At 65.7% G+C, this 24,800-nt stretch carries 21 protein-coding genes; 10 read left to right on the forward strand and 11 right to left on the reverse strand.

All coding sequences use genetic code 11. The features are described from left to right. Nucleotides 1–31: 31 nt before the first annotated feature. The 5 genes from LE197_RS26700 to LE197_RS26720 all read right to left on the reverse strand — a co-directional run bounded on the left by LE197_RS26700 (nt 32) and on the right by LE197_RS26720 (nt 5,151). Nucleotides 32–385 carry a RidA family protein gene (locus LE197_RS26700; RefSeq protein WP_023089741.1) on the reverse strand — a complete coding sequence of 118 codons (354 nt, stop codon included), beginning with the start codon at nt 383–385 and terminating at the stop codon, nt 32–34. Continuing rightward, on the reverse strand, nt 360–1,658 hold the full coding sequence (gene dadA / locus LE197_RS26705) for a D-amino acid dehydrogenase (RefSeq protein ID WP_023108885.1): 1,299 nt from the start codon (nt 1,656–1,658) through the stop codon (nt 360–362). The genes LE197_RS26700 and dadA overlap by 26 nt, the downstream gene beginning before the upstream one ends. Before the next feature lie 356 nt (nt 1,659–2,014). Next, nucleotides 2,015–2,359, reverse strand: coding sequence for a YdbL family protein (locus tag LE197_RS26710; RefSeq protein ID WP_003098276.1), 345 nt, complete (start codon nt 2,357–2,359; stop codon nt 2,015–2,017). A 12-nt stretch (nt 2,360–2,371) separates the two neighbouring features. Further along, nucleotides 2,372–2,563, reverse strand: coding sequence for a YnbE family lipoprotein (locus LE197_RS26715; protein WP_003096523.1), 192 nt, complete (start codon nt 2,561–2,563; stop codon nt 2,372–2,374). A gap of 20 nt (nt 2,564–2,583) precedes the next feature. After that, nucleotides 2,584–5,151 (reverse strand): YdbH domain-containing protein, encoded by a 2,568-nt coding sequence (locus tag LE197_RS26720; protein ID WP_012614681.1) that lies wholly within the window; start codon nt 5,149–5,151, stop codon nt 2,584–2,586. A gap of 153 nt (nt 5,152–5,304) precedes the next feature. On the opposite strand from LE197_RS26720, the gene dadR reads away from it, so the two are divergent. The 3 genes from dadR (at nt 5,305) to LE197_RS26735 (ending at nt 8,966) form a co-directional block, all read left to right on the forward strand. Continuing rightward, nucleotides 5,305–5,793: a transcriptional regulator DadR gene (gene dadR / locus LE197_RS26725; RefSeq protein WP_003096535.1), complete on the forward strand. Its 489-nt coding sequence runs from the start codon at nt 5,305–5,307 to the stop codon at nt 5,791–5,793. Nucleotides 5,794–5,971: 178 nt separating this feature from the next. Next, the gene (locus tag LE197_RS26730) at nt 5,972–7,291 is read left to right on the forward strand and encodes an NAD(P)/FAD-dependent oxidoreductase (RefSeq protein ID WP_003098280.1); all 1,320 of its coding nucleotides are present in this window, start codon (nt 5,972–5,974) and stop codon (nt 7,289–7,291) included. An 85-nt stretch (nt 7,292–7,376) separates the two neighbouring features. Next, the gene (locus tag LE197_RS26735) at nt 7,377–8,966 is read left to right on the forward strand and encodes a phospholipase D family protein (RefSeq protein ID WP_004347289.1); all 1,590 of its coding nucleotides are present in this window, start codon (nt 7,377–7,379) and stop codon (nt 8,964–8,966) included. 3 nt (nt 8,967–8,969) lie between these two features. On the opposite strand, the gene LE197_RS26740 is transcribed toward LE197_RS26735, so the two are convergent. Beyond that, nucleotides 8,970–10,133, reverse strand: a complete 1,164-nt coding sequence (locus LE197_RS26740) for an MFS transporter (protein WP_003117155.1) — start codon at nt 10,131–10,133, stop codon at nt 8,970–8,972. Nucleotides 10,134–10,279: 146 nt separating this feature from the next. Beyond that, nucleotides 10,280–11,773: an aldehyde dehydrogenase gene (locus LE197_RS26745; protein ID WP_003098285.1), complete on the reverse strand. Its 1,494-nt coding sequence runs from the start codon at nt 11,771–11,773 to the stop codon at nt 10,280–10,282. Between the two features lie 229 nt (nt 11,774–12,002). On the opposite strand from LE197_RS26745, the gene LE197_RS26750 reads away from it, so the two are divergent. Beyond that, a complete protein-coding gene (locus tag LE197_RS26750; protein WP_004347287.1) occupies nt 12,003–13,337 on the forward strand; it encodes an aspartate aminotransferase family protein in 1,335 nt (444 codons plus the stop codon). A gap of 65 nt (nt 13,338–13,402) precedes the next feature. Then, nucleotides 13,403–13,765 (forward strand): cupin domain-containing protein, encoded by a 363-nt coding sequence (locus LE197_RS26755; RefSeq protein ID WP_003096551.1) that lies wholly within the window; start codon nt 13,403–13,405, stop codon nt 13,763–13,765. A 212-nt stretch (nt 13,766–13,977) separates the two neighbouring features. Here LE197_RS26755 and ltrA read toward each other — a convergent pair whose 3' ends face one another. The 3 genes from ltrA to rpmB all read right to left on the reverse strand — a co-directional run bounded on the left by ltrA (nt 13,978) and on the right by rpmB (nt 17,140). Beyond that, on the reverse strand, nt 13,978–15,675 hold the full coding sequence (ltrA, locus tag LE197_RS26760; RefSeq protein WP_023093360.1) for a group II intron reverse transcriptase/maturase: 1,698 nt from the start codon (nt 15,673–15,675) through the stop codon (nt 13,978–13,980). 1,061 nt (nt 15,676–16,736) lie between these two features. Further along, complete coding sequence (gene rpmG, locus LE197_RS26765; protein WP_003096555.1) at nt 16,737–16,892, reverse strand: 50S ribosomal protein L33; 156 nt, start codon at nt 16,890–16,892, stop codon at nt 16,737–16,739. 11 nt (nt 16,893–16,903) lie between these two features. Then, nucleotides 16,904–17,140, reverse strand: coding sequence for a 50S ribosomal protein L28 (gene rpmB / locus LE197_RS26770; RefSeq protein ID WP_003096556.1), 237 nt, complete (start codon nt 17,138–17,140; stop codon nt 16,904–16,906). 354 nt (nt 17,141–17,494) lie between these two features. Between rpmB and LE197_RS26775 the strand changes: the two genes are divergently transcribed. Beyond that, nucleotides 17,495–19,075 (forward strand): ABC transporter substrate-binding protein, encoded by a 1,581-nt coding sequence (locus tag LE197_RS26775; RefSeq protein WP_003098288.1) that lies wholly within the window; start codon nt 17,495–17,497, stop codon nt 19,073–19,075. A 25-nt stretch (nt 19,076–19,100) separates the two neighbouring features. Further along, complete coding sequence (locus LE197_RS26780; protein WP_003098290.1) at nt 19,101–19,649, forward strand: hypothetical protein; 549 nt, start codon at nt 19,101–19,103, stop codon at nt 19,647–19,649. A gap of 16 nt (nt 19,650–19,665) precedes the next feature. Here the strand turns inward: LE197_RS26780 and radC are convergent, their stop codons facing one another. Next, nucleotides 19,666–20,340: a RadC family protein gene (gene radC, locus LE197_RS26785; protein ID WP_003096559.1), complete on the reverse strand. Its 675-nt coding sequence runs from the start codon at nt 20,338–20,340 to the stop codon at nt 19,666–19,668. A gap of 139 nt (nt 20,341–20,479) precedes the next feature. Between radC and coaBC the strand changes: the two genes are divergently transcribed. Genes coaBC through LE197_RS26800 form a run of 3 tightly spaced genes read left to right on the forward strand, consistent with a single transcriptional unit; the run spans nt 20,480 to nt 24,794 of the window. Continuing rightward, a complete protein-coding gene (gene coaBC / locus LE197_RS26790; protein ID WP_003114358.1) occupies nt 20,480–21,688 on the forward strand; it encodes a bifunctional phosphopantothenoylcysteine decarboxylase/phosphopantothenate--cysteine ligase CoaBC in 1,209 nt (402 codons plus the stop codon). Nucleotides 21,689–21,695: 7 nt separating this feature from the next. Further along, nucleotides 21,696–22,151: a dUTP diphosphatase gene (dut, locus tag LE197_RS26795; protein ID WP_003098293.1), complete on the forward strand. Its 456-nt coding sequence runs from the start codon at nt 21,696–21,698 to the stop codon at nt 22,149–22,151. 36 nt (nt 22,152–22,187) lie between these two features. Then, nucleotides 22,188–24,794, forward strand: a complete 2,607-nt coding sequence (locus LE197_RS26800) for a phosphomannomutase/phosphoglucomutase (RefSeq protein WP_021205352.1) — start codon at nt 22,188–22,190, stop codon at nt 24,792–24,794. Nucleotides 24,795–24,800 lie beyond the last annotated feature (6 nt).

Genomic DNA, 24,800 nt, shown 5'->3' on the forward strand with positions numbered 1-24,800 from the left:
AGCCCGGCTCTCCGGCCGGGCCAGACAAAACTCAGGGCAGCGCAGCGACCACCGACATCTCTAACAGGATCTCCGGCTCGCAGAGCTTGGCTTCGACGGTGGCGCGCGCCGGCGCGACGCCGCGCGGCAGCCACTGGTCCCAGACGCGGTTCATGCCTTCGAAGTCGGCGTCGATGTCCTTCAGGTAGATGGTCACCGAGAGGATCCGAGTCTTGTCGGTGCCGGCCTCTTCCAGCAGACGTTCGATGGCCGCCAGGGTCTCGCGGGTCTGCTGCTCGACGCCCGCGGACATGTCCTCGCCCACCTGGCCCGCCAGGTAGACGGTGCCGTTGTGGACGACGATCTGGCTCATACGCTCGTTAGTGTGCTGGCGCTGGATGGGCATTCTTGGCGTTCTCCGGGGAATTGCTGTAGCGGGAAATATCCAGGCCTTCGGTACTGATCTGCGGGCGCTTCTTCGCCATCAGGTCGGCCAGGTAGCGACCCGACCCGCAGGCCATGGTCCAACCCAGGGTGCCGTGGCCGGTATTGAGGAACAGGTTGCGGTAGCGGGTGGCGCCGACGATCGGGGTGCCATCCGGGGTCGCCGGGCGCAGGCCGGTCCAGAAGGTCGCCTGGCTGATATCGCCGCCCTCGGGATAGAGGTCGGTGGTGATCATTTCCAGGGTCTCGCGGCGGCGCGGGTTCAGCGACAGGTCGAAGCCGGCGATTTCCGCCATGCCGCCGACGCGGATGCGCTGGTCGAAGCGGGTGATCGCCACCTTGTAGGTCTCGTCGAGGATGGTCGAGGTCGGCGCCATCTCCGGGTTGGTGATCGGCACGGTCAGCGAATAACCCTTCAGCGGATAGACCGGAGCCTTGATACCCAGCGGCTTGAGCAGTTGCGGCGAGTAGCTGCCCAGGGCCAGCACGTAGTGGTCGGCGGTGAGCAATTCGCCGTTGACCAGCACGCCGTTGATGCGGTCGCCGGCGAAGTCCAGGCGCTCGATGTTCTGGCCGAAGCGGAACTCCACGCCCAGGCCCTTGGCCATTTCCGCCAGGCGGGTGGTGAACAGCTGGCAGTCGCCGGTCTGGTCGTTGGGCAGGCGCAAGGCGCCGACCAGCTTGTCGGCGACCTTGGCCAAGGCCGGCTCTACGCGGGCGATGCCATCGCGGTCGAGAACCTCGTAGGGCACGCCGGAGCGCTCGAGCACGGCGATGTCCTTGCCGGCGGCGTCCAGCTGCGCCTGGGTGCGGAACAGTTGGGTGGTGCCGAGGGTGCGGCCCTCGTAGGCGATGCCGGTCTCGGCGCGCAGTTCGTCGAGGCAATCGCGGCTGTACTCGGACAGGCGGACCATGCGCTCCTTGTTCACGGCGTAGCGCTCGGCGGTGCAGTTGCGCAGCATCTGCAGGATCCAGGCGTACTGGCTGGGATCGGAGGTGAGCTTGATGGCCAGCGGCGCGTGCTTTTCCAGCAGCCACTTCATGGCCTTCAGGGGAATGCCCGGGGCTGCCCAGGGCGAAGCGTAGCCGGGAGACACCTGGCCGGCGTTGGCGAAGCTGGTTTCCAGCGCGGGACCGTCCTGACGGTCGACCACCAACACCTCGAACCCGGCACGGGCCAGGTAATACGCACTGGCGGTACCGATGACACCGCTGCCAAGGACCAGAACTCGCATTGTCGCCTCCCACGTCGCGGAGGAACCGCGGACGTTTGTTATTTTGAGCGTGTAGATGCGCGCAGTATAGGAAGAGGCAGGCAGAAATAATCACCAATTTTAGGCGGTTACTCAGGTAAAAAACCGGACAATCAGGGGTTTTACCGAGGCGCATCCACCATAAAACTGGAAAAATACCGCATATTTAAATGATCGAACTCAGGCCGGGAGTCGCTTTTTCGGGAAAGCCTGTCGCAGAAGCCATGGAAAACGGCAGGAGTCCCTGAAGGAACCGCTCGCGACAGGAAAAATTCCGCGGACACTGCCCGGCCCTTGCGACCGGAGCAGCGTCCCAGAGCGCTCGCGGAGCCTTCGCGCTATTTCTTCACCCACTTGCCGCCGACCTGGACGTACTGCCCGGCAGGGGTTCTCTCCATCGCCTTCTTGCCGGCCATGGCCTCCACGTCGGCCAGCGAAGCGCCGCTGCTGTTGGCCACCTTCTGGTATTCGGCACGCCGCGCGGCATTGATCTGCGCGGCGATGTCCGCCGCCTGGCCGCTGTTGCTGACCACGCCAAGGTAGCCGTCCGCCTGCTCGCCGACCAGGCCCTGGGCCTTGGCGCCGCCAAGGGCCGACATGGCCTGGCCGAGGTCCATCGCCATGGCGGAAAGGCTGATGCCGAGGGCCAGCAGGGCGATACCGAGTTTGCTACGGGTTGTCATGGATCCGCTCCTTTAGAACAGGCCGCTGTTCTCGTTGATGATGCCGTCCAGAGCCTTGTCGACCTTGATGTAGATCTCGTGCTCGATTTTCACGTTGAGATTGATGTTGATCGGCTCGCTGGGAGCCGCCAGCTGCACGGTGGGCGTGCAGGCCATCGTCAGGCTGCCCAGCAGCAGGACAGCGAATAGAGCGCAGAGGCGCATCGGGGGTTCTCCTGTATGGCTCATGGCGCCGAAGCCTTGCGTTTCTGCATGCGCTCCTGCACACGTTGGCGAATGGTTTCGCTGACCCGGTCGCTCAGTTGCAGGCTGGTCAGCAGTGCCGGGATATCCTCCTCCAGATTGACGTTGAGGTTGACCGGGCGCCCCTTCTCCAGGTCCGGGTTGCTGCCCTGCAAGCGCAGGCCGAGCAACAGCTTGCCGTTCTCATGATAATCGACGCTGCTTTGCAGGACGTCGTAGTGGAAATCGTCGAGGGCATCGGCGACCAGCTTCATCCCCGGGTTGCTGCGCCCCAGCGCCTCGATCTTCGCCGAGCGGAAGCGCAGGTAGCCGGGCTCGCGGGCCTTGACCTGGCCGCCGGAGACGCTGGGCTTCCAGCGGTTCAGCATCAGCGGCAGCTCGCCGTCCAGGGCGCCTTCGCCGGCCAGGCCCTCCGCCGGATAGACCCGGAAAATCTCGCCGAGTTGTATGCCCTGGATACGCAAGGCGAACTTCTGCTCAGCCTGACCCAGGCGGATGCTCCCCGCGGGGACCGAGGCCTGCCCGCCGAACAGGCCGCTCTGCAACGTCTGCCAGCTCAAACGGCCGCTGCCCGGCGCGGAAAGCGGGGCCTCATAGCGCCCGCGGAAACTCACCGGCCCCAGCGGCAGGCCGGGATTGGCCTCGGCCAGGCTCAGGCCGGGGCTGTCCAGGCTCAACTGACCGCCACGCAGGCGCAAGGCCAGGCTGCCGCCCAGCCCCTTCAGCTCGCTGCGGTCGTAGATACCGTCGAGGCCTTTCAGGGTCAGGTCCAGGTCGAGGGACGAGGCGCCCGCCGCATCGAGCTTCCAGCCGGCCGCGGCGGTCGCTCGCCCATTGCCCAGTTCGAGCAGCCCCGGCCAGTCGGCGAGGGTCGCGGCCAGCGGATTGCCGGTACGGAAGAACACCTCGGCCAGCCTGGCGGAGAGCGCCAGGGGCGTCTTCGCGTCGCGCTGCAGCTGGATGTCCGCCGCCAACCCCGCGCCGTTGCTCAGCCGTCCCTTCAGGCTGGTGCGCTCGAGGGTGGTGTCGAGCGGCCCCTCGAAGGTCCAGGCCAACAGTTTGAGGTTGGCCTGGCGGAGTTGTCCGACCTGCGCCTGCAGCGGCCCGGCGAAATGCAGCGCCAGCGGCTGGTAGGCCAGTTCGAGAGCGGCCCCGGCGAGGTCGAGGCGGGGCTGGCCAAGGTGCAGCGTCGACGGCTCGGCCAGGGACGCCGCCTGCAACCGCGCGCCCCTGCCGAAGGAGAGGTTGGCGCGCTGCCCGTCCAGCCGGCCCTCCAGGGGAATCTCCGCGACCAGTCGCTCGGCTTTCCAGCCCAGGTATTGCAGGCGCGGCGCGTCCACCTGCAAGCGACCCTCCACCAGCCTGGCGGCCCACGGCGAGATGCCCAGCAGGTCGAGCCGCGTCTCCAGCTTCAGCGTACTCGCGCCCTCGCTGGTGAACGCCAGGCGCAACGCGGTGACGCTATCGGCATCGCGCTCCAGCGGCTCGCTGCGCAAGCCCAGCGCGCTCGGCCGCAACTCGGCCGGCAGCGCCTGCAACCACTCGCCGTGCAACTGGCTCAGGCGCAAGTCGCTGCGCAGCTGGCGTGGCAACCAGGCGCCCTCGTCTCCATCCAGTTGGACTTGCAGTTCGCCCTGTACATTACCCAGACCGGGCAGCGGCCAGGCTTGCGGAGCCTGCACCAGCAGCGCCGCCGAGCCACCGCCGTCGAGCACCCGGCGCGGCTCCAGCCAGTCGCTGCCAGGCGCCAGGCGGATCGTCCAGTCCGCTTGCAGATGCAGGGCTTGCGGTGCGTCGGGCAGGCGCTGGGCTTCCGGCAACCAGCGATTGAGCCAGACCACCAGGCCACGGGTGTCCGGCAGGCCGGGCGCCTCCAGGCGCCCCTGCCAGAGGCCGTCGCCATCGGACGGCGCGAGCTGGCTGTCCAGCGTCAGCAGCGCCTGCCGGTCGAGTTGCGCGCGCGTCCGCAGGCGCCAACCGGTAGGCTCCTCGAAGAGCTGGGCGTCGAGCTGGGCCTGCTGCGCCTCCTGTTGCAGGCGCAGTTGCGCAGCCAGCGGAAACAGCGCTCCCGACGGGCGGCCGATGTCCAGCCCGCCGTCCTGCTCGCAGCGGCCGGCGGGACAAGGCAGGTCGAGATGGAAGCGTTCGAGGTGGATCTGTTCCGGCAGCCAGGCGAGGGTCTCGCGCAGGGACGTCCAGTCCAGCGCAGCGGAGTCGTCGTCGGAACTCGCGGCAGCCGGTTGCCAGGCGAGCGCCACTTGCTCCACGCGCAGGCCGGGTAGACGCGGACGCCAACCCGACAGCCCGGGCCAGCGCAGCAGCGCGTGTTCCACGTCCAGTCGCAGGCTGGCGCCATCCGCGCCGCGCCGCTCCAGCGCCAGCCGTCGCAGCCCGATGCCTTCGGCGGACAGGCCCAGGCCTTGCCACTCCAGGCGCTCGACACCCTGCTCGCGCAACAGGCTGCGCCAGGCATGCCAGCCGTAGCCGAACGCCAGCAGCAACAGCACTGCAAATACCAGCAGCAACGTCGTCCTTCTGCGCAAACGCATGTCCTACCTCTGTCCGTTGCCGACCCGGCCAAGGGTGGCGGGGCCCTCGTGCAAGATCAAGGCGTTTTCCCTGGCCAGTGTTTTTCCCTGCTTTCGACGTTATATTGGCGGAAAATTTCCGGATTTTCCGAGCCAGACGGGGAGCCTCCATCCATGCGTACCCAGCATCAGAGCAAGCGCGAGCTGGACAAGATCGACCGCAACATCCTCCGCATCCTGCAGGAGGAAGGTCGCATTTCCTTCACCGAGCTGGGCGAACGCGTCGGCCTCTCGACCACACCCTGCACCGAACGCGTGCGCCGCCTGGAGCGCGAAGGCCTGATCATGGGCTATCACGCCCGGCTCAATCCGCAGCATCTGAAGGCCAGCCTGCTGGTGTTCGTCGAGATCAGCCTGGACTACAAGTCCGGCGATACCTTCGAAGAGTTTCGCCGGGCGGTGCTCAAGCTGCCCCATGTGCTGGAATGCCACCTGGTGTCCGGCCACTTCGACTACCTGGTGAAGGCTCGCATCTCGGAAATGGCGTCCTACCGCAAGCTGCTCGGCGACATCCTGCTGAAACTGCCGCACGTACGCGAGTCGAAGAGCTATATCGTCATGGAAGAGGTCAAGGAATCGCTCGACCTACCGGTTCCGGATTGACCCAAGGCACTTTCCGGGAGTCCGCCAGGACTCCCGGCATAGACGGGAAACACCGTCTTTTCTGTACACGATCCCCGCAACACCTCGCAGTTTTTTTCCTTTTTCGCCCTTGGCGAGCGCCTCGACTGACGTTTATGCTCCGTCAAATTTTCCACACATAATAATCAGGATTTCACACATGAACGCCCGCGTTCACCAGCCGGTGCATACCGCCCAACACGCCCCCTCCTACTACGCCGCCACGCTCAACCGACGCATCGAGTGCCCTCCCCTGGCCGGCGAAGAACAGGCCGACGTGTGCGTCGTCGGCGGCGGCTTCTCGGGAGTGAACACGGCGTTGGAACTGGCCCAGCGCGGCTTCTCCGTGGTCCTGCTGGAAGCGCACCGGATCGGCTGGGGCGCCAGTGGACGCAATGGCGGCCAGTTGATCCGCGGCGTCGGCCATGACGTCGAGCAGTTCCTCCCGGTGATCGGCGCCGACGGCGTGAAGGCACTCAAGCTGATGGGCCTGGAGGCGGTGGAGATCGTCCGTCGCCGGGTCGAGCAGTACGCCATCGACTGCGATCTGCGCTGGGGCTACTGCGACCTGGCGAACAAGCCCGGCGACTACCAGGGCTTCCGCGAGGACATGGAGGAACTCCAGGCCCTCGGCTATCGCCACGAGATGCGCCTGGTGCCGGCCGCGGAGATGCGCAGCGTGGTCGGCTCCGATCGCTACGTCGGCGGCCTGGTGGACATGGGCTCTGGCCACCTGCACCCGCTCAACCTGGTCCTCGGCGAAGCCGCCGCTGCCCAGTCGCTGGGCGTCCGCCTGTTCGAGCGCTCGCCGGTGACGCGGATCGACTACGGCACGGAAGTCCAGGTGCATACCGCCACCGGCAAAGTGCGGGCGAAGACCCTGGTGCTGGGCTGCAACGCCTACATGAACGACCTCAACCCGCTGCTCGGCGGCAAGGTACTGCCGGCCGGCAGCTACGTGATCGCCACCGAACCGCTGGACGAGAAACTGGCCCGCCAACTGCTGCCGCAGAACATGGCGGTGTGCGACCAGCGCGTGGCCCTCGACTACTACCGGCTCTCCGCCGACAACCGCCTGCTGTTCGGTGGCGCCTGCCATTATTCCGGCCGCGACCCCAGCGACATCGCCGCCTACATGCGGCCGAAGATGCTGGAGGTATTCCCGCAACTGGCGAACGTCCGCATCGACTACCAATGGGGCGGCATGATCGGCATCGGCGCCAATCGCCTGCCACAGATCGGCCGCCTGCCGGGGCAGCCCAACGTGTACTTCGCCCAGGCCTATTCCGGACACGGGGTGAACGCCACGCACCTCGCCGGGCAGTTGCTCGCCGAAGCCATCGGCGGCCAGCAGAGCGACGGCTTCGACCTGTTCGCCAAGGTGCCGCACATCACCTTCCCCGGCGGCAAGTTGCTGCGCTCGCCACTGCTGGCGCTGGGCATGGCCTGGTACCGGCTGAAGGAAAAACTCGGTAGCTGAGCCCATCCGAGGCTCGGTGGATTCTGAAAAAATCAGGCGGGGCATCGCTCTTCCGAGGAAAACTCCTAGAATTCGCACGACCGGGATGAGCCGGTCGTTCGAGTTTCCACGGGAGATATCCTTGCTTCGCCGATTCCTCCTGCTGGCCCTCCTGGCCCTCTCCGGCTGCGCCAGCACTCCTCCGCCGCAACCGTCGTCGGCACTGCCCGCCGAGGGTACCTGGCTGGCCAGGCAGGCCGAAATCCAGGGACGCGACCACCCCGGCCAGTCCGGCTTCCACCTCCTGGGCGCCAGCGAGGATGCCTTCGTCGCCCGCGCGGCGCTGATTCGCGCAGCCCAGCGCAGCCTCGACATCCAGTACTACATCGTCCACGACGGACTGACCACGCGCGCCCTCGCCTACGAGTTGCTCAAGGCAGCCGACCGTGGCGTGCGGGTACGCATCCTCATCGACGACACCGCCAGCGATGGCTGGGACTACGAGATCGGTGTGCTCTCCGCCCATCCGAACATCCAGGTGCGCCTGTTCAACCCGTTGCACCTGGGCCGCGCCACCGGCATCACGCGAGGCGTCGGCCGCCTGTTCAACCTGTCCCAGCAACACCGGCGCATGCACAACAAGCTGTGGCTGGCCGACGGCACGGCGGCCATCGTCGGCGGACGCAACCTCGGCGACGAGTATTTCAACGCCAAGCCGGAGATGAACTTCACCGACCTCGACCTGCTCGGCGTCGGCCCCATCGCCAACCAGCTCTCGCACAGCTTCGACCAGTACTGGAACAGCGCCATCAGCCGGCCGATCGAGGATTTCCTCTGGCGCGCGCCCTATCCCGGCGAACTGGAGTCGGCCCGACGCAAGTTGCAGCGCTACCTGCGCAAGGAGTCGGTGAAGGAGTCCGGCTACATCCGCCACCTGTTCGACCGCGGCGACCAGCCACGCCTGGGCAACTGGCTGGAGAATCTCACCTGGGCCCGCGCCGAGGCGATCTGGGATGCGCCGCTGAAGGTATTGAGCCGCGGCGAGCCCGACCCGCACCTATTGCTCAGTCCGCACCTGGCGGGCCTGTTCAAGGGCGTGCAGAAGGAACTGATCCTGGTCTCGGCGTATTTCGTTCCGGCCAAGGACGGTCTCAACTACCTCACCGGCAAGGCCGACAGCGGCGTCCGCGTGCGCCTGCTGACCAACTCCCTGGAAGCCACCGACGTGCCCGCCGTGCATGCCGGCTACGCGCCCTATCGGATGGCGCTGCTTGAGCATGGCGTTAAGCTCTACGAGCTGCGCGCCAATCCCGACCAGCCGCTGAGCGGCGCGCCCTGGCGCCTGCACGGATCGAGCAGCGCCAGCCTGCACAGCAAGGCGATGGTCTTCGACCGGCGCAAGGTATTCATCGGTTCGTTCAACTTCGATCCGCGCTCGATCCTGTGGAACACCGAAGTCGGGGTCATCGTCGACAGTCCGCTGCTGGCCGAGCAGGTCCGCCAACTGGCGCTGGAGGGCATGGCGCCGAGCGTCAGCTACCAGGTGCGCATCGACCGCAGCGGTAGCCGGCCGAAGCTGGTCTGGATCGACGAACGCGACGGCCGGCCCCAGGTCCTGCGCCACGAGCCGGGCAGCCTGTGGCGACGCCTGAACGCCTGGGTCGCGGGAATGATCGGACTGGAAAAGATGCTCTGAGGGTCACTCGGAGGCTTCCAGGCCGGTCGCCTCGTCGTCCGCCGGAATCGCCCCGCGCAGCCGCACCAGCACCACGAAGCCCGCCGCGCCGAGCGCCATCATCAACGGCAGGGCGTGACCGCTGATCCACTGGCTGGCGGCGCCGGTGGCCAGCGGGCCGAGCAGGCAGCCGATGCCCCATAGCTGCGCGACATGGGCATTGGCCCGGACCAGGGCATCGTCTCGGTAGCGCTCGCCGATCAGGATCAGCGCCAGGGTGAACAACCCGCCGGCGCTGGCCCCGAACAGCACCAGCAGCGGCCAGATCAACGACGTCTGCAGCAGCAGGGGAATCGCCAGGCTGCTCAGCAGCAGCACCAGGCCGCAGCCGCCGAACAGGCCGCTGCGCGAGACCCGGTCGGCGAGCCAGCCGATCGGCAGCTGCAACAATGCATCGCCCACCACCACGGTACTGACCATGGCCAGCGCCACCGCTTGCGGAAAGCCCTGGCGCAACCCGTATACCGGCAGCAGGGTGAGGATCATCGCCTCGAAGGCAGCGAACAATACCACCGCCCAGGCGATCGCCGGCAGACCCCGGCAGAAGGCCCACAAACCGCGCCCGGAGGCACTGTGCGGATCGACCCTGGGCGCACCGCTGCGGCCCAGCAGCAGCAACGAGCCAGCAATCAGCAGGCAGACGCCGAACCAGAAGCCACGGTCGTCGGCGGTACCGATGAAGGTCAGCAGTACCGGCCCGGACAGTTGGCTGAGGGCGTAGCCGGTGCCGTACAGCGCGACCAGCCGGCCACGCCACTTCTCCACCGCCAACTGGTTGATCCAGCTTTCCCCGAGGATGAACACCACGGTGAGCTGCACGCCGATCAGCAGGCGCAGCAACAGCCATACCGGGTAGCTCTGCAGCAGCGCCAGCAGGCCGACGGAGGCTGCCCCGGTGAGCAGGCACAACTGCATCAGCCGCGGCGTGCCGACGCGCGCGGCGAGGCGCCCGGCGATCATCGCGCCGAGCAGCACGCCCACTGCCGGCGTGCTGGCCATCACGCCGATGGCGAAACTGCCGTAGCCCCAGCTCTCCAGGCGCAACGAGACCAGCGGCATGGTCAGGCCAAGGGCGAGGCCGATGCTGATGACTGCGGAACAGACGGCGAAATAGCTTCCCCAACGCATTGCGATTCTCCCGTTGGCACCCCGGAAGCCTTGCCGGGGCGAGCGGATATATCCGGCGCACGAAGCACAGCGGCCGGGCTTCCAGAAGGAAACCCGGCCGCGGGTGTGGCTCGAGAGAGCCGGCCCGGAAGGGCCGACCTAGGCGATCAGAGCTTGATCCAGGTCGCCTTCAGCTCGGTGTACTTGTCGAAGGCGTGCAGCGACTTGTCGCGACCGTTGCCCGACTGCTTGAAGCCGCCGAACGGAGCGGTCATGTCGCCGCCGTCGTACTGGTTGACCCAGACGCTGCCGGCGCGCAGGGCCTTGGCAGTCAGGTGCGCCTTGGACAGGTTGCTGGTCCAGACCGCCGCCGCCAGCCCATAGGGCGTGTCGTTGGCGATGCGCACGGCTTCCTCGGCATCCTCGAACTCGATCACCGAGAGCACCGGGCCGAAGATTTCCTCGCGGGCGATCTTCATCGCATTGGTCACGCCGTCGAAGATGGTCGGCTCGACGTAGGTGCCGCCGGTTTCTTCCAGGGTCCGCTTGCCGCCGGCGACCAGCTTGGCGCCGTCGTTGTGACCGGCCTCGATGTAGGACAGCACGGTGTTCATCTGCTGGGTGTCCACCAGCGCGCCGACGTTGGTTTCCGGATCCAGCGGGTTGCCCGGTTTCCAGCCCTTGAGGGCCTCGATCACCAGGGGCAGGAACTTGTCCTTGATGGAGCGCTCCACCAGCAGGCGCGAACCGGCGGTGCAGACTTCGCCCTGGTTGAAGGCGATGGCGCCGGCAGCGGCTTCGGCGGCGGCCTTCAGGTCCGGGGCGTCGGCGAAGACGATGTTCGGGCTCTTGCCGCCGGCCTCCAGCCAGACGCGCTTCATGTTCGACTCGCCGGCATAGACCATCAGTTGCTTGGCGATCTTGGTCGAACCGGTGAACACCAGGGTGTCGACATCCATGTGCAATGCCAGCGCCTTGCCTACCGTGTGGCCATAGCCCGGCAGCACGTTGAACACGCCTTTCGGAATGCCGGCCTCGACGGCCAGCTGGGCGATGCGGATGGCGGTCAGCGGCGACTTCTCGGAGGGCTTGAGGATCACCGAGTTGCCGGTGGCCAGGGCCGGACCGAGTTTCCAGCAGGACATCAGCAGCGGGAAGTTCCACGGCACGATGGCGGCGACCACGCCGACCGGCTCGCGGGTCACCAGGCCCAGCTCGGCATGGGGAGTGGCGGCGACTTCGTCATAGATCTTGTCGATCGCCTCGGCGCTCCAGCGCAGGCTGTTGGCGGCGCTGGCGACGTCGATGTGCAGCGAGTCGCTGATCGGCTTGCCCATGTCCAGGGTTTCCAGCAGGGCCAGCTCCTCGGCGTTCTCCAGCAGCAGATCGGCGAAGCGGATCATCGTCTGCTTGCGCTTGGCCGGCGCCAGGCGCGACCAGGCGCCGGAATCGAAGGCATTGCGGGCGACCTTGACCGCCTGCTCGGCATCGGCCAGGTCGCAACTGGCGACCTTGGCCAGGAAGCGGCCATCCACCGGGCTCAGGCAGTCGAAGGTCTCGCCGGAGGCGGCGTTGCTGTATTCGCCGTTGACGAAGGCACGGCCTTCGATCTTCAGGTCTTTGGCGCGGGCTTCCCAGTCGGCGCGGGTCAGGGTGGTCATGACAACGTGTCCTCTTATTGGTGTTCTGGGCGCCTGGGAGACAGGCGCGCTGTCAGATTCTGCAAGGCGGGCGCGCGGCCCGTGGTGTCCGCCACCCTAAACCAGAGCAGCGCCTGTTTTCAATATATTTGACAGGAACCCCTCTAACTCCCTTGTCACGTTCATTATTTTAAACATAGACTCGCCCGGACTAGCGTCTTCATCCCTCGCGTGCAACCTGGGTGGCCCTATGACAATGAATAACGAGCCGCAGTCGAGCAGCCTCGACAACTTCTGGATGCCCTTCACCGCCAACCGCCAGTTCAAGGCGCGGCCGCGCCTGCTGGAAAGCGCCGAAGGCATCCACTATATCGCCCAGGGCGGGCGCCGCATCCTCGACGGCACCGCCGGCCTCTGGTGCTGCAATGCCGGCCACGGCCGGCGCGAGATCAGCGAAGCGGTGGCCCGGCAGATCGCCACCCTCGACTACGCCCCGCCGTTCCAGATGGGTCACCCGCTGCCGTTCGAACTCGCCGCGCGGCTGGCGGAAATCGCCCCGCCGAGCCTGAACAAAGTGTTCTTCACCAACTCCGGCTCGGAATCGGCGGACACCGCGCTGAAGATCGCCCTTGCCTACCAGCGCGCCATCGGCCAGGGCACCCGCACCCGCCTGATCGGCCGCGAACTGGGCTACCACGGGGTCGGCTTCGGCGGCCTGTCGGTAGGCGGTATGGTCAACAACCGCAAGGCCTTCTCCGCCAACCTGCTGCCGGGGGTCGACCACCTGCCGCACACCCTGGACGTCGCCCGCAACGCCTTCACCGTCGGCCTGCCCGAGCATGGCGTGGAAAAGGCCGAGGAGCTGGAACGCCTGGTGACCCTGCACGGCGCCGAGAATATCGCCGCGGTGATCGTCGAGCCGATGTCCGGCTCGGCCGGCGTGGTGCTGCCGCCCAAGGGCTACCTTCAGCGGCTGCGCGAGATAACCCGCAAGCATGGCATCCTGCTGATCTTCGACGAAGTGATCACCGGTTTCGGCCGCGTCGGCGAAGCCTTCGCCGCGCAGCGCTGGGGCGTCGTCCCGGACCTGCTGACCTGCGCCAAGGGGCTGACCAACGGCAGCATCCCGATGGGCGCCGTATTCGTCGACGAGAAGATCCACGCTGCCTTCATGCAAGGCCCGCAGGGCGCCATCGAGTTCTTCCACGGCTATACCTATTCCGGCCATCCGGTAGCCTGCGCCGCCGCCCTGGCGACCCTGGACATCTACCGTCGCGACGACCTGTTCCAGCGGGCCGTCGAACTGGAAGGCTACTGGCAGGACGCGCTGTTCAGCCTGCGCGACCTGCCCAACGTGGTCGACATCCGCGCCATCGGCCTGGTCGGCGGCGTGCAACTGGCGCCGCACGCGGACGGCCCCGGCAAGCGCGGCTACGACGTCTTCGAGCGCTGCTTCTGGGAGCACGACCTGATGGTCCGGGTGACCGGCGACATCATCGCCATGTCGCCGCCGCTGATCATCGACAAGCCCCACATCGACCAGATCGTCGAGCGCCTGGCCCAGGCCATCCGCGCCAGCGTCTGATCCAGGCGGGCGGCTGGCGCCGCCCTGCCCCCAACTGGCCAGAACCACAAGAACCGAGAGTCAGCATGAACATCGAACAGATCGTCGACTTCGCCCAGGCCAACAGCGCCCCGGAGCACTACAGCCCGGCGCCGGAGAAAATCCTCAAGGGCGACCCGAAACAGAGCGTGCGCAACCACTATGGCAGCCCCTGCGGGCAGTTCAACGCCGGTATCTGGGAAGGCGCCGTGGGCCAGTGGACGGTGAACTACACCGAACACGAGTACTGCGAGATCATCCAGGGCGTCTCGGTGCTGCGCGACCGGCACGGCAACGCCAAGACCGTGCGCGCCGGCGACCGCTTCGTGATCCCTGCCGGCTTCCAGGGCACCTGGGAAGTGCTCGAAGCCTGTCGCAAGGTGTATGTGATCTTCGAAGCCAAGGCCTGAGCCCCGGCTGCATCCAGAATGCTTGTTACCCTTGCCCGCCACCTGGCGGGCTTTTTTGTGCGCGGCCCGGGGTTCGTACGCCGGAAATGAAAAAGCCCGCCAGGTGGCGGGCTTTTCGCAAGGTGCCGGATGTCGGGTAGAGGTGAGCCATTACTGGCCCACCTCCCCCTAAGAACCGTACGTGCGCCTTTCAGCGCATACGGCTCAAGCCTTTAACAAAGCCCCGAGGGAGCCGGTTTGCTCACTGTCAGGCCACGGCTGTGTAGCTGCTGATGGCAGTTAGGGTGCAGAAGCACCCGGTTGACCAGTGCATCGCTTCCGCCTTGCGTGCGGTGGACGATGTGATGGTCGTGCCATCCCGTTTCCTTGGTTATCGGTTGCCCACAGAGTACACACCTCCCTTTCTGGTTCACGTACAGGCTTGTAATTTGCTTCCGGTACTTCAGCTTTTTCAGCATCCGCTCCATCCGCAGCTTCTCGCCCATTGCCTCCATCGAGGGATCGAAGGGGTTGTATTCCCCGTTGATCTTGATATGTCGCTCTATTGGTGTCTCCGACAGGGTATACAGCACAAAATCCTTTTTGCCCCCTTCCTCGGTAAATACCGTGGCAGCAAACACCCAGTTCTTGCTCTCGCTCGTCCGGAAGTACTTCTTCCGTATCCATTCGAGATTTTTCCTTGGGTGCCTCCGTTTTGCCCAACGCCATACAGCCTGAAAGAGCAGGAAGTCCATGCGACTGAACGCCTGTTTGGCAACCACGGGCTGGTGATACAACGCCCAGCCCTTCAAGATCGGATTAAGCAGGCGAATCAGGTTTTCCTGCCTCATCGTCTTGTTGCTGCTGATCACCTCCTTCACCTTGCGATAGAACGCTTGCGCGTTTTTCTTGCTCGGCTTGATCAGGAGCTTCCCGTCGTACTTGCGGAAATTCCATCCCAGGAAGTCGAAGCCTTGATCGATGTGGACGATCTGCGTTTTCTCGGGTGACAACCGCAGCCCGCGTACCGCCAGGAACTGCTCTACCCAAGGTTTGACCTCGTTTGCCAGCACCTCCGGAGAGTCGCCGGTGATCACGAAATCATCCGCATAACGCACCACATGTATCTTCAGCCTCTTTGCCTTCGCCCGCCCCAGATACTGCTTGAGGCCTGACTCCAACCCGTCCAGCACCATATTTGCCAAGGTCGGCGAGATGATCCCGCCTTGTGGCGTACCGGCATCCGTTGCCTGTAGCTGGCCTTTATGAACCACGCCAGCCTTCAACCATTTCCGGAGAACCGCTTTATCCGTGGGGATATTCGCGACCAACCAGTGGTGATTGATGTGATCGAAGCAACCTTCGATATCCGCCTCCAGTACCCATTGAGCCGAAGCTTTCTGGGACAGACAGGTGAATAGCTGACTCATCGCATCTGCCGTCGAGCGCTCGATCCGGAAGCCGTAGCTGTTCGGATCGCCCGTGGCTTCTGCAATGGGCGCCAGCGCCAGCAGATACAACGCCTGCATGGCTCTGTCGGTCATGGTCGGAATGCCCAGGGGGCGTTCCTTCCCATTCGACTTCGGAATGAACACACGCCGTAAGGGCCGTGGCTGGTATCCGCGCCGCTTCAATCCATTTGCCGCTTTCCATTTCGCGTCGGGTGTATCCCAGAGCACGCGGTCGACTCCCGCCGTGCGCTTGCCCTGGTTTTCAGTGACTCGTCGTACGGCCAAGTATCTGGCCGACTTCGAGCGGGTTAGCATCCGTTGCAAGGCTTTCACCCTGCGCCATTTGCCTTCCCGACAAGCCTTCGCAATCCGCACCTGCATTCCCCGGACATTCCGCTGCACACGACACCAGTCGATGTCGTGCCACTGCTGCGGAACACCGGAAAGCGCAGACCCGGCCTGTTGGCTGAGCTCTTTCATGCTGCTTTCCTCTCAAGATGGTTGAGCCATCCCGAGCGGAAGACACACGCAGGTCCCTGACGGGATGCGCATATCCCGCCAGGGTTGGTTAAGTTGGACTCGATGGAGCCGAGCCCTAGGTTCATTGAGACAGGGTCAGTCAGACGTCATGCGACGAAAGACCACGCAGAAGTCTGCCCGGTTTCCCGTGGGGTGATGTTCCAACCCCTATCCGAACCATTACAGCCCGGCATTCGCTTTCTCTGCGATCCCATACCCGCACCGCCAACAGCTCGCCTTGCGGCTCACCTGCCACGAGGGCAACGATACGGGCTTACCACGTTCCCTATCTGTCACACGACTGGTTTAGGACCTGCCTATTCGCCGGTGGTACTGAGACGACGTATCCCCATAATCGACAGGGATAACCGACCACGCACCTTTTGGTTATTGCCTAACAGCAGCTTTGGCAATTTGATCATAACGACGTTTATCAGCAGTTCACTTGCGTTGCCCATGCCAGCCAGCCTAGCGCCTCAACCCGGTACTGCTCCGAGCATCCACGGCTTGCCTCACGGCAGAACCGTACCCTGACGGGGGCTACATTGTCGGGAAAGCTTCACACCCCACCGTTACCAGTGACGCATGTTTCCCTAGGCTATCGTTGGTCGTACAACGAGTCCGCTACCATTCCGTACCGGGAATGGCTGGACAATGACAGACAGAGCTTTCGCTCATGTCTCCATTTAGATGTGAACAAGTACTGTCCTGTTGAACAGCTTGCTCTGGGTGATTACCTCTCGTTTTCTAGGCGAGAGGAACCCCAGCGGGGATTCACCCCCGCGTGGGTTGATGTGTAGAAAGCTCTCCAGACCAGGTTTCCCTGTCCTGCGGTCGTGCTACCGAGAGCTAAACGACCTTGGGAGGTTGCCACCGCCGCTGCGGCGAGTCCTCAAAGGCAATGGACTCCTGGGCGAAGGTTTTATCCGGGGCTGGATACCCAGACTAGATGGTTCCAACGGAACCCCTCAAGATGACCAACAACTTGAGGTTATGGAGACACGCTACGCGTGTCGCACCAATTACTTGATCTTGGCTTCCTTGTAGATCACGTGCTGACGAACGACCGGATCGTACTTCTTGATCTCGATCTTCTCAGGCTTGGTACGCTTGTTCTTGTCGGTGGTGTAGAAGTGGCCGGTACCGGCGCTGGACACCAGACGAATCAATTCACGCATGATTCAGCTCCTTAGAATTTTTCGCCGCGGGCACGCAGGTCAGCCAGGACGGCCTCGATGCCACGCTTGTCGATGATACGCATGCCCTTGGCGGAAACGCGCAGACGTACGAAGCGCTTCTCGGACTCGACCCAGAAACGGTGGTGCTGCAGGTTCGGCAGGAAACGGCGGCGGGTTTTGTTGTGTGCGTGGGAAATGTTATTCCCGGTAACCGGACCCTTACCGGTTACTTGACAGACTCTAGACATGCCTCAGCCCTCTATAACCTCATGCCCAACCCGGCATGGGTTGGCTGCTTTAACTCAAGTTCGATACTCAGTTTCACCGGGGTCTTACCCGCTGCATCCCGACGAAGGAGAGCGTGGCCCCAGAAAAGAGCGCAGCTTTATATCAGAAAGGCGCCCCGCGCCGCAAGGGTGAAGACCATGGCGCAGCCGCGGCCCGCCTCACTGCGGGCTTCGCACCGCGGCCGTTCGTCGCCTTGCCTCGTTGTCGCTGCCCGCCGCATGGTCTAGGGTAGCGATTCAAGGTCGCCAACGGCCTTGCATGACTGCGCCCAACCGCTGCGGATGGGCATGTTAACCGTTCGAATGGAGCCCGTCATGCGCCTCGCCGCTTTCTCCCTGTTCCTCGCCCCCCTGCTGCTCGCCCAGCCCGCCGCCGCTGCCGCCTTGAGCGTGTGCACCGAAGCCAGCCCCGAGGGCTTCGACGTGGTCCAGTACAACTCGCTGACCACCACCAACGCCTCGGCCGATGTGCTGATGAATCGCCTGGTCGAGTTCGACGCCGGCAAGGGGACGGTGGTGCCCTCGCTGGCCGAGCGCTGGTCGGTGTCCGACGACGGCCTGAGCTATCGCTTCGACCTGCGCCAGGGTGTGCACTTCCACAGCACCGCCTACTTCAAGCCGAGCCGTACGCTCGACGCCGACGACGTGGTGTTCAGCTTCCAGCGCATGCTCGATCCGGCCAATCCCTGGCACAAGGTGGCGCAGAACGGCTTCCCGCACGCCCAGTCGATGCAACTGCCGGAGCTGATCAAGCGGGTGGAGAAAAGCGGCGACCACCAGGTGCTGTTCGTTCTCGACCACCCCGACGCGACCTTCCTGCCGATGCTGAGCATGGGCTTCGCCTCCATCTATTCGGCGGAATACGCCGACCAGTTGATGAAGGCCGGAACCCCGGAAAAGCTCAACGCCGAGCCGATCGGCAGCGGCCCGTTCGTGTTCAAGCGCTTCCAGAAGGACGCGGTGGTGCGCTACGCCGCCAACCCCGAGTACTTCGCCGGCAAGCCGGCGGTCGACGCGCTGATCTTCGCCATCACCCCGGACGCCAACGTGCGCCTGCAGAAGTTGCGCCGCGGCGAATGCCAGATCGCCCTGTCGCCGAAGCCGCTGGACGTGGAGAGCGCGCGCAAGGACGCCAGCCTGAAGGTCGAGCAGACGCCGGCCTTCATGACCGCCTTCGTCGCCCTCAATACCCAGCATCCGCCGCTGGACGATCCCAAGGTGCGCCAGGCGATCAACCTGGCCTTCGACCGCACCAGCTACCTGCAGGCGGTATTCGAAGGCAGCGCCAGTGCCGCCACCGGCATCTATCCGCCGAACACCTGGAGCTATGCCAGGGATATTCCCGCCTACCCGCACGCCCCCGAACAGGCGCGCAAGCTGCTGGCCGGCAAGCAGCTTCCCGAGCTGAACATCTGGACCCGCCCGTCCGGCAGCCTGCTCAACCCCAACCCGAGCCTCGGCGCCCAACTGCTCCAGGCCGACCTGGCGGAGGCCGGGATCAAGGCCAACATCCGCGTCATCGAATGGGGCGAGTTGATCCGTCGCGCCAAGAACGGCGAACACGACCTGCTGTTCATGGGTTGGGCAGGCGACAACGGCGATCCGGACAACTTCCTCACTCCGCAATTCAGCTGCGCCAGCGTCAAGTCGGGGCTCAACTTCGCGCGCTATTGCGACCCCGGCCTGGACAAGCTGATTGCCGACGGCAAGGCCGCCAGCAGCCAGGAACAACGCACCGGCCTGTACCACCAGGCGCAGAAACTGATCCACGAACAGGCGCTCTGGCTGCCCCTGGCCCACCCGACCGCCTTCGCCCTTACCCGCCAGGAGGTGCAGGGCTACCAGGTCAATCCGTTCGGTCGCCAGGATTTCTCTCGGGTCGCCGTGAAACGCTGAAGGCCACGCCCGGGAGAACCCAGCGATGGATCTCGACCGTCTCTACCTGCCGCATTGGCAGTTCAGCGAACACCACCAGCGGCTGATCGACGCGCCGGCCGCAGCGGTACTCGACGCGGTGGAAGACCTGCTGCGCTTCGACGACCCGCTGGTGCGCGCCTTCCTCGTCCTGCGCGAAGCGCCGGGAAGGCTGGCCGGCCTGCTGGGCCGACGCAACGACCTGGCCGGCCGCCCACGCTTCGGCCTGCATGAGTTCACCCGCCTGGAGCGCCGCGCCGACCAGGCCATCGCCTACGGCCTGGTCGGCCGCTTCTGGCGCGCCGACTTCGCCCTGGAACGCATCGCGGACGGCGAGCATTTCCGCTGCTACGACCAGCCCGGAGTGGCCAAGCTCGTGCTGTGTTTCCGTTGCACGCCCAGCGCCAGCGGTACCCTGCTGCACACGGAAACCCGGGTGTTCTGCCCCGATCGCGCCAGCCGCCTGCGCTTCACCCCCTACTGGTTGGCGATCCGCCCGGTCAGCGGGCTGATCCGCCGGCGCCTGCTGGCGGGCATCGAGCGGCGCCTGGGCTGAGCCCTTCGTCGAACGCTCACAGCCAACCGTATTCGGCCAGCGACAGCGGCTCGCCGTCGCCGATGATGAAGTGGTCGAGCACCCGCACGTCGATGAGCGCCAAGGCTTCCTTGAGGCGCGCAGTGAGCTGGCGGTCGGCGAGACTCGGACGGGCGTCGCCGGAGGGGTGGTTATGGGTCAGGATCAGCGCCGCCGCGTTGTGCGCCAGGGTGCGCTTGACCACCTGGCGCGGGTAGACGCTGGCGCCATCGATGCTGCCCTGGAACAGCACCTCGAACGCCAGGACCCGGTGCCTCGTGTCGAGGAACAGGCAGGCGAACACCTCGTGCTGCTCGTGGCGCAGGCGCGCCTTGAGATAGTCGCGCACCGCCTGCGGGCTCTCCAGTATCGAATCGCGACGCAGGCGCTCGGCCAGGTGGCGCCGGCCCATCTCCAGCACGGCCTGCAATTGCGCATACTTGGCCACGCCGAGCCCGAGATGGCCGCAGAACGAGGCGAGGTCCGCCTCGAGCAGGGCACGCAGCCCGCCGAACTCGCTCAACAGCCGCCGCGACAGCTCGACCGCACTGCAACCGGTCACTCCCGTACGCAGGAAGATCGCCAACAGCTCGGCATCGGAAAGGGCCGCCGCGCCCTGCTCCAGAAGCTTCTCCCGAGGCCGTTCGGCTTCGGGCCAATCGCGGATGCTCATTCGCTTTCCCCATCGAGCCCGCCCGCTGTTCCCGTGCGGACGCTGTGCTATCTTAGCCCATCCTTTTTGCGCGGCAGACGACCTGGGGAGGCGCGTTTGCCGAAGCGCATGTCATCCATTTCCTTATTAAGGCAAGCCTATGCAGCGGCTCTATCGGAAACGCATCGTCCTCGGCGTGGGCGGCGGCATTGCCGCCTACAAGAGCGCCGAACTGGTCCGCCGCCTGCGCGACCAGGGCGCTGAAGTCCGAGTGGTGATGACCCAGGGCGGCCGCGAGTTCATCACGCCCCTGACCCTCCAGGCGTTGTCCGGCCATCCGGTGCATACCGATCTGCTGGACCCGGCGGCGGAAGCCGCGATGGGCCACATCGAACTGGCCCGCTGGGCCGATCTGGTGCTGATCGCACCGGCTACCGCCGACCTCATGGCGCGCCTGGTCCAGGGCGTGGCCAACGACCTGCTGACCACCCTGGTGCTGGCCACCGACGCGCAAATCGCCCTGGCACCGGCGATGAACCAGGCCATGTGGCGCGACACCGCGACCCAGGCCAACGCCGAGCTGCTGCGCCAGCGCGGCTTCCACCTGTTCGGTCCGGCAGCGGGCAGCCAGGCCTGCGGCGACGTCGGCCTCGGACGCATGCTCGAAGCCGAGGAACTGGCGCAGCGCGCCGCCGACTGCTTCCAGCGCCAGGCGCTGACCGGCGTGCATGTGCTGATCACCGCCGGCCCGACCCAGGAAAACATCGACCCGGTGCGCTACATCACCAACCACAGTTCCGGAAAGATGGGCTTCGCCCTCGCCGAGGCGGCGGTGGAAGCCGGCGCACGGGTGACCCTGGTCACCGGCCCGGTGCACCTGCCCACGCCCGACCGGGTGCAGCGCGTCGACGTGGTCAGCGCCCGCGACATGCTGGCCGCCTGCGAGGCGGCGATGCCCTGCGACCTGCTGATCGCCTCCGCGGCGGTCGCCGACTACCGCCCGGAAGTGGTCGCCGCGCACAAACTGAAGAAAGACCCTACCAGCGGCGAGGGCTTGCTCTTGCAGCTGGTGCGCAATCCCGACATTCTCGCCACCCTCGCACAGCGCGAGGATCGTCCCTTCAGCGTGGGCTTCGCCGCAGAAACCGAAAACCTGCTGGACTATGCTGCACGCAAGCTGAAGGACAAGAACCTCGACCTGATCGTCGCCAACGACGTGGCCAACCCCTCGATCGGCTTCAACAGCGACGAGAACGCGATCACGGTGATCGACCGCGACCTGCATCCGAGCACCTTCGCCCAGACCAGCAAGGGCAAGATCGCTCGCCAGCTGGTCGCCTTCATCGCCGACCGCCTCAACCAGCAATGAGTTACTGATGCACTCTCTCCAAGCCAAGATCCTCGACCCCCGCCTGGGCTCCGACTTCCCGCTCCCGCAGTACGCCACGCCGGGCTCGGCCGGCCTGGACCTGCGCGCCATGCTCAAGGAGGACAGCGTCCTCGGCCCGGGCCAGACCCTGCTGATTCCCACCGGCCTGTCCATCTACATCGCCGATCCCGGCCTCGCCGCCCTGGTCCTGCCGCGCTCCGGCCTGGGCCACAAGCACGGCATCGTGCTGGGCAACCTGGTCGGCCTGATCGACTCGGACTACCAGGGCGAGCTGATGGTGTCGTGCTGGAACCGCGGCGAGTCGCCGTTCACCATCGCCGTCGGCGAGCGCATCGCGCAGTTGGTACTGGTGCCGGTGGTGCAGGCGCATTTCGAGCTGGTCGAGGCGTTCGACGAAAGCCAGCGCGGCGCCGGCGGCTTCGGCCATTCCGGCAGCCACTGACCCCGAACACAGGACGAGACGCCGAGGAGACGCGGCATGAAGCTTTTCCAGCGCACCGCCAAGGATGGGAACGAGTTGGGCGACCTGCTCGAACCGGAAAAGAAGCCGCGCAAGGCAGCGTCCGAACGCGCTGACGGCAAGGACCTGCTGCCCGGCATAGGCGCCAGCCTGCTGGGCGTGGCGGCTGCCGGCGCCCTGCTCTGGTTCGGCGTCTTCGGCGGCGCCGGTGAGGCGCAGCAGCGCCAGTTGGACGCGGCCTGGGCCGAAGGCCAGGCCGGCGCCTTGCGCCAGGCCTTGCAGCAACTCGCCGCCGACACCCGCGCCGCCGCGGCCAGCCCCCTCGCCCTCGAGGCCCTGCAAAGCGGCGACGCCGCCCGCATCGAGGCCGCCCAGCTCAGCCTGCTGGCCTGGGACGGCGTGGTCGATGCCCACCTGAACGCGCCCGGCCAGGCCGCCCAGGACAACGACAGCCCCGGCCCGGTCAGCTTCGCCGCCCTGGATATCCTGCACCGGGTGGAAAGTGGCCAGAACGTCGCCGCCGAAGCCTACAAGGTCGGCCAGCGCTGGCTGCTGTACAGCGCAGCGCCGGTGCGCGGCGCCGACCAGAGCCTGCAAGGCACGCTGCTGCTGGCGGTCGACCTGCAACGGCTGCTGCGCGCCCTGCCGCCCTTGCCGGGCGATGCCGGCCAGGTACAACTGGTCCAGCAGTTCTCCGGCGCACCGGCCCAGGTGCTGCTGCAACGCGGTACGCCGGCGCCGGGCAAGGGTGCGCAAGCGCTGGACAGCGGCAATCCGAACTGGAAACTGAACTACACGCCCGGCAGCGTCGCTTCGACCCAGGCCTCGCCGCTGCTGCCGGCACTCGCGGCGCTGCTGGCGCTGCTCGGCGGCATCCTAGGCGCCTACCTCACCCGTTCGTCGCTGTTGCGCCGCCTGCATCAGGATGTCCTGACCCTCGGTCAGTATCTTCAGGAACTCGGCGGGCAACGCACTGCCAAACCCCCTGTGCCTAGCCTGCCGGGCTTCGCCCCGCTGATCCAGGCATTGGCCCGCCAGCCGCGGCGCAAGCCGGAGCCGACCAGCGTGCCCAGCCCTGCCAAGGCAGCGCCGGTGGCGCCGGTGGCGGTGGCGAAAGCGCCTCCTCGCGAGGAGCCGGCATTGGCAGATCCGTTGTTCCAGAACACCGACATTCTGGATATCGACATTCTCGATGAAGACCAGGACCTCCTGGGATTGGAGCAAACCCCCATCATGAGCACTGCAAAAGCACCGACGCTGCCCGCCAGCATCTTCCGCGCCTACGACATCCGTGGCGTGGTAGGCGATACCCTCACCGCCGAGACCGCCTACTGGATCGGTCGCGCCATCGGCTCGGAAAGCCTCGCCCGCGGCGAACCGTGCGTCGCTGTCGGCCGCGATGGCCGCCTGTCCGGTCCCGAGCTGGTCAAGCAGCTGATCCAGGGCCTGGTGGACTGCGGTTGCCAGGTCAGCGACGTGGGCATGGTGCCTACCCCGGTGCTGTACTACGCGGCCAACGTGCTCGAGGGCAAGTCCGGGGTGATGCTGACCGGCAGCCACAACCCGCCGGACTACAACGGCTTCAAGATCGTGGTCGCCGGCGAGACCCTGGCCAACGAGCAGATCCAGGCCCTGCGCGAGCGCATCGAGAAAAACGACCTGGCATCCGGCGTCGGCAGCGTAGAGCAGGTCGACATCCTGCCGCGCTACTTCAAGCAGATCCGCGACGACATCGCCATGGCCAAGCCGATGAAGGTGGTGGTCGACTGCGGCAACGGCGTGGCCGGGGTGATCGCCCCGCAGTTGATCGAGGCCCTGGGCTGCAGCGTGATCCCGCTGTACTGCGAGGTCGACGGCAACTTCCCGAACCACCATCCGGACCCGGGCAAGCCGGAGAACCTGAAGGACCTGATCGCCAAGGTCAAGGCCGAGAACGCCGACCTGGGCCTGGCCTTCGACGGCGACGGCGATCGCGTCGGCGTGGTCACCAATACCGGTACCATCATCTATCCGGACCGTCTGCTGATGCTGTTCGCCAAGGACGTGGTCTCGCGCAACCCGGGGGCCGACATCATCTTCGACGTCAAGTGCACCCGCCGTCTGATCGCCCTGATCAGCGGCTACGGCGGCCGTCCGGTGATGTGGAAGACCGGCCACTCGCTGATCAAGAAGAAGATGAAGGAAACCGGCGCCCTGCTGGCTGGCGAGATGAGCGGCCACGTGTTCTTCAAGGAGCGCTGGTTCGGCTTCGACGATGGCATCTACAGCGCCGCCCGCCTGCTGGAAATCCTCAGCCAGGATCAGCGTGACAGCGAGCACGTGTTCTCGGCCTTCCCGAGCGACATTTCCACCCCGGAAATCAACATCACCGTCACCGAGGACAGCAAGTTCGCCATCATCGAGGCGCTGCAACGCGACGCCCAATGGGGCGAAGGCAACATCACCACCCTCGACGGCGTGCGGGTCGACTACCCCAAAGGCTGGGGCCTGGTACGCGCCTCCAACACCACTCCCGTGCTGGTTCTGCGCTTCGAAGCGGACACCGAGGAAGAGCTGGAGCGCATCAAGACCGTCTTCCGTAACCAACTGAAGGCAGTGGATTCCTCGCTGCCCGTGCCCTTCTGACATGTC

The sequence above is a fragment of the Pseudomonas sp. PS1(2021) genome (genome assembly GCF_020405165.1).
Classification (GTDB): Bacteria; Pseudomonadota; Gammaproteobacteria; order Pseudomonadales; family Pseudomonadaceae; genus Pseudomonas; species Pseudomonas aeruginosa.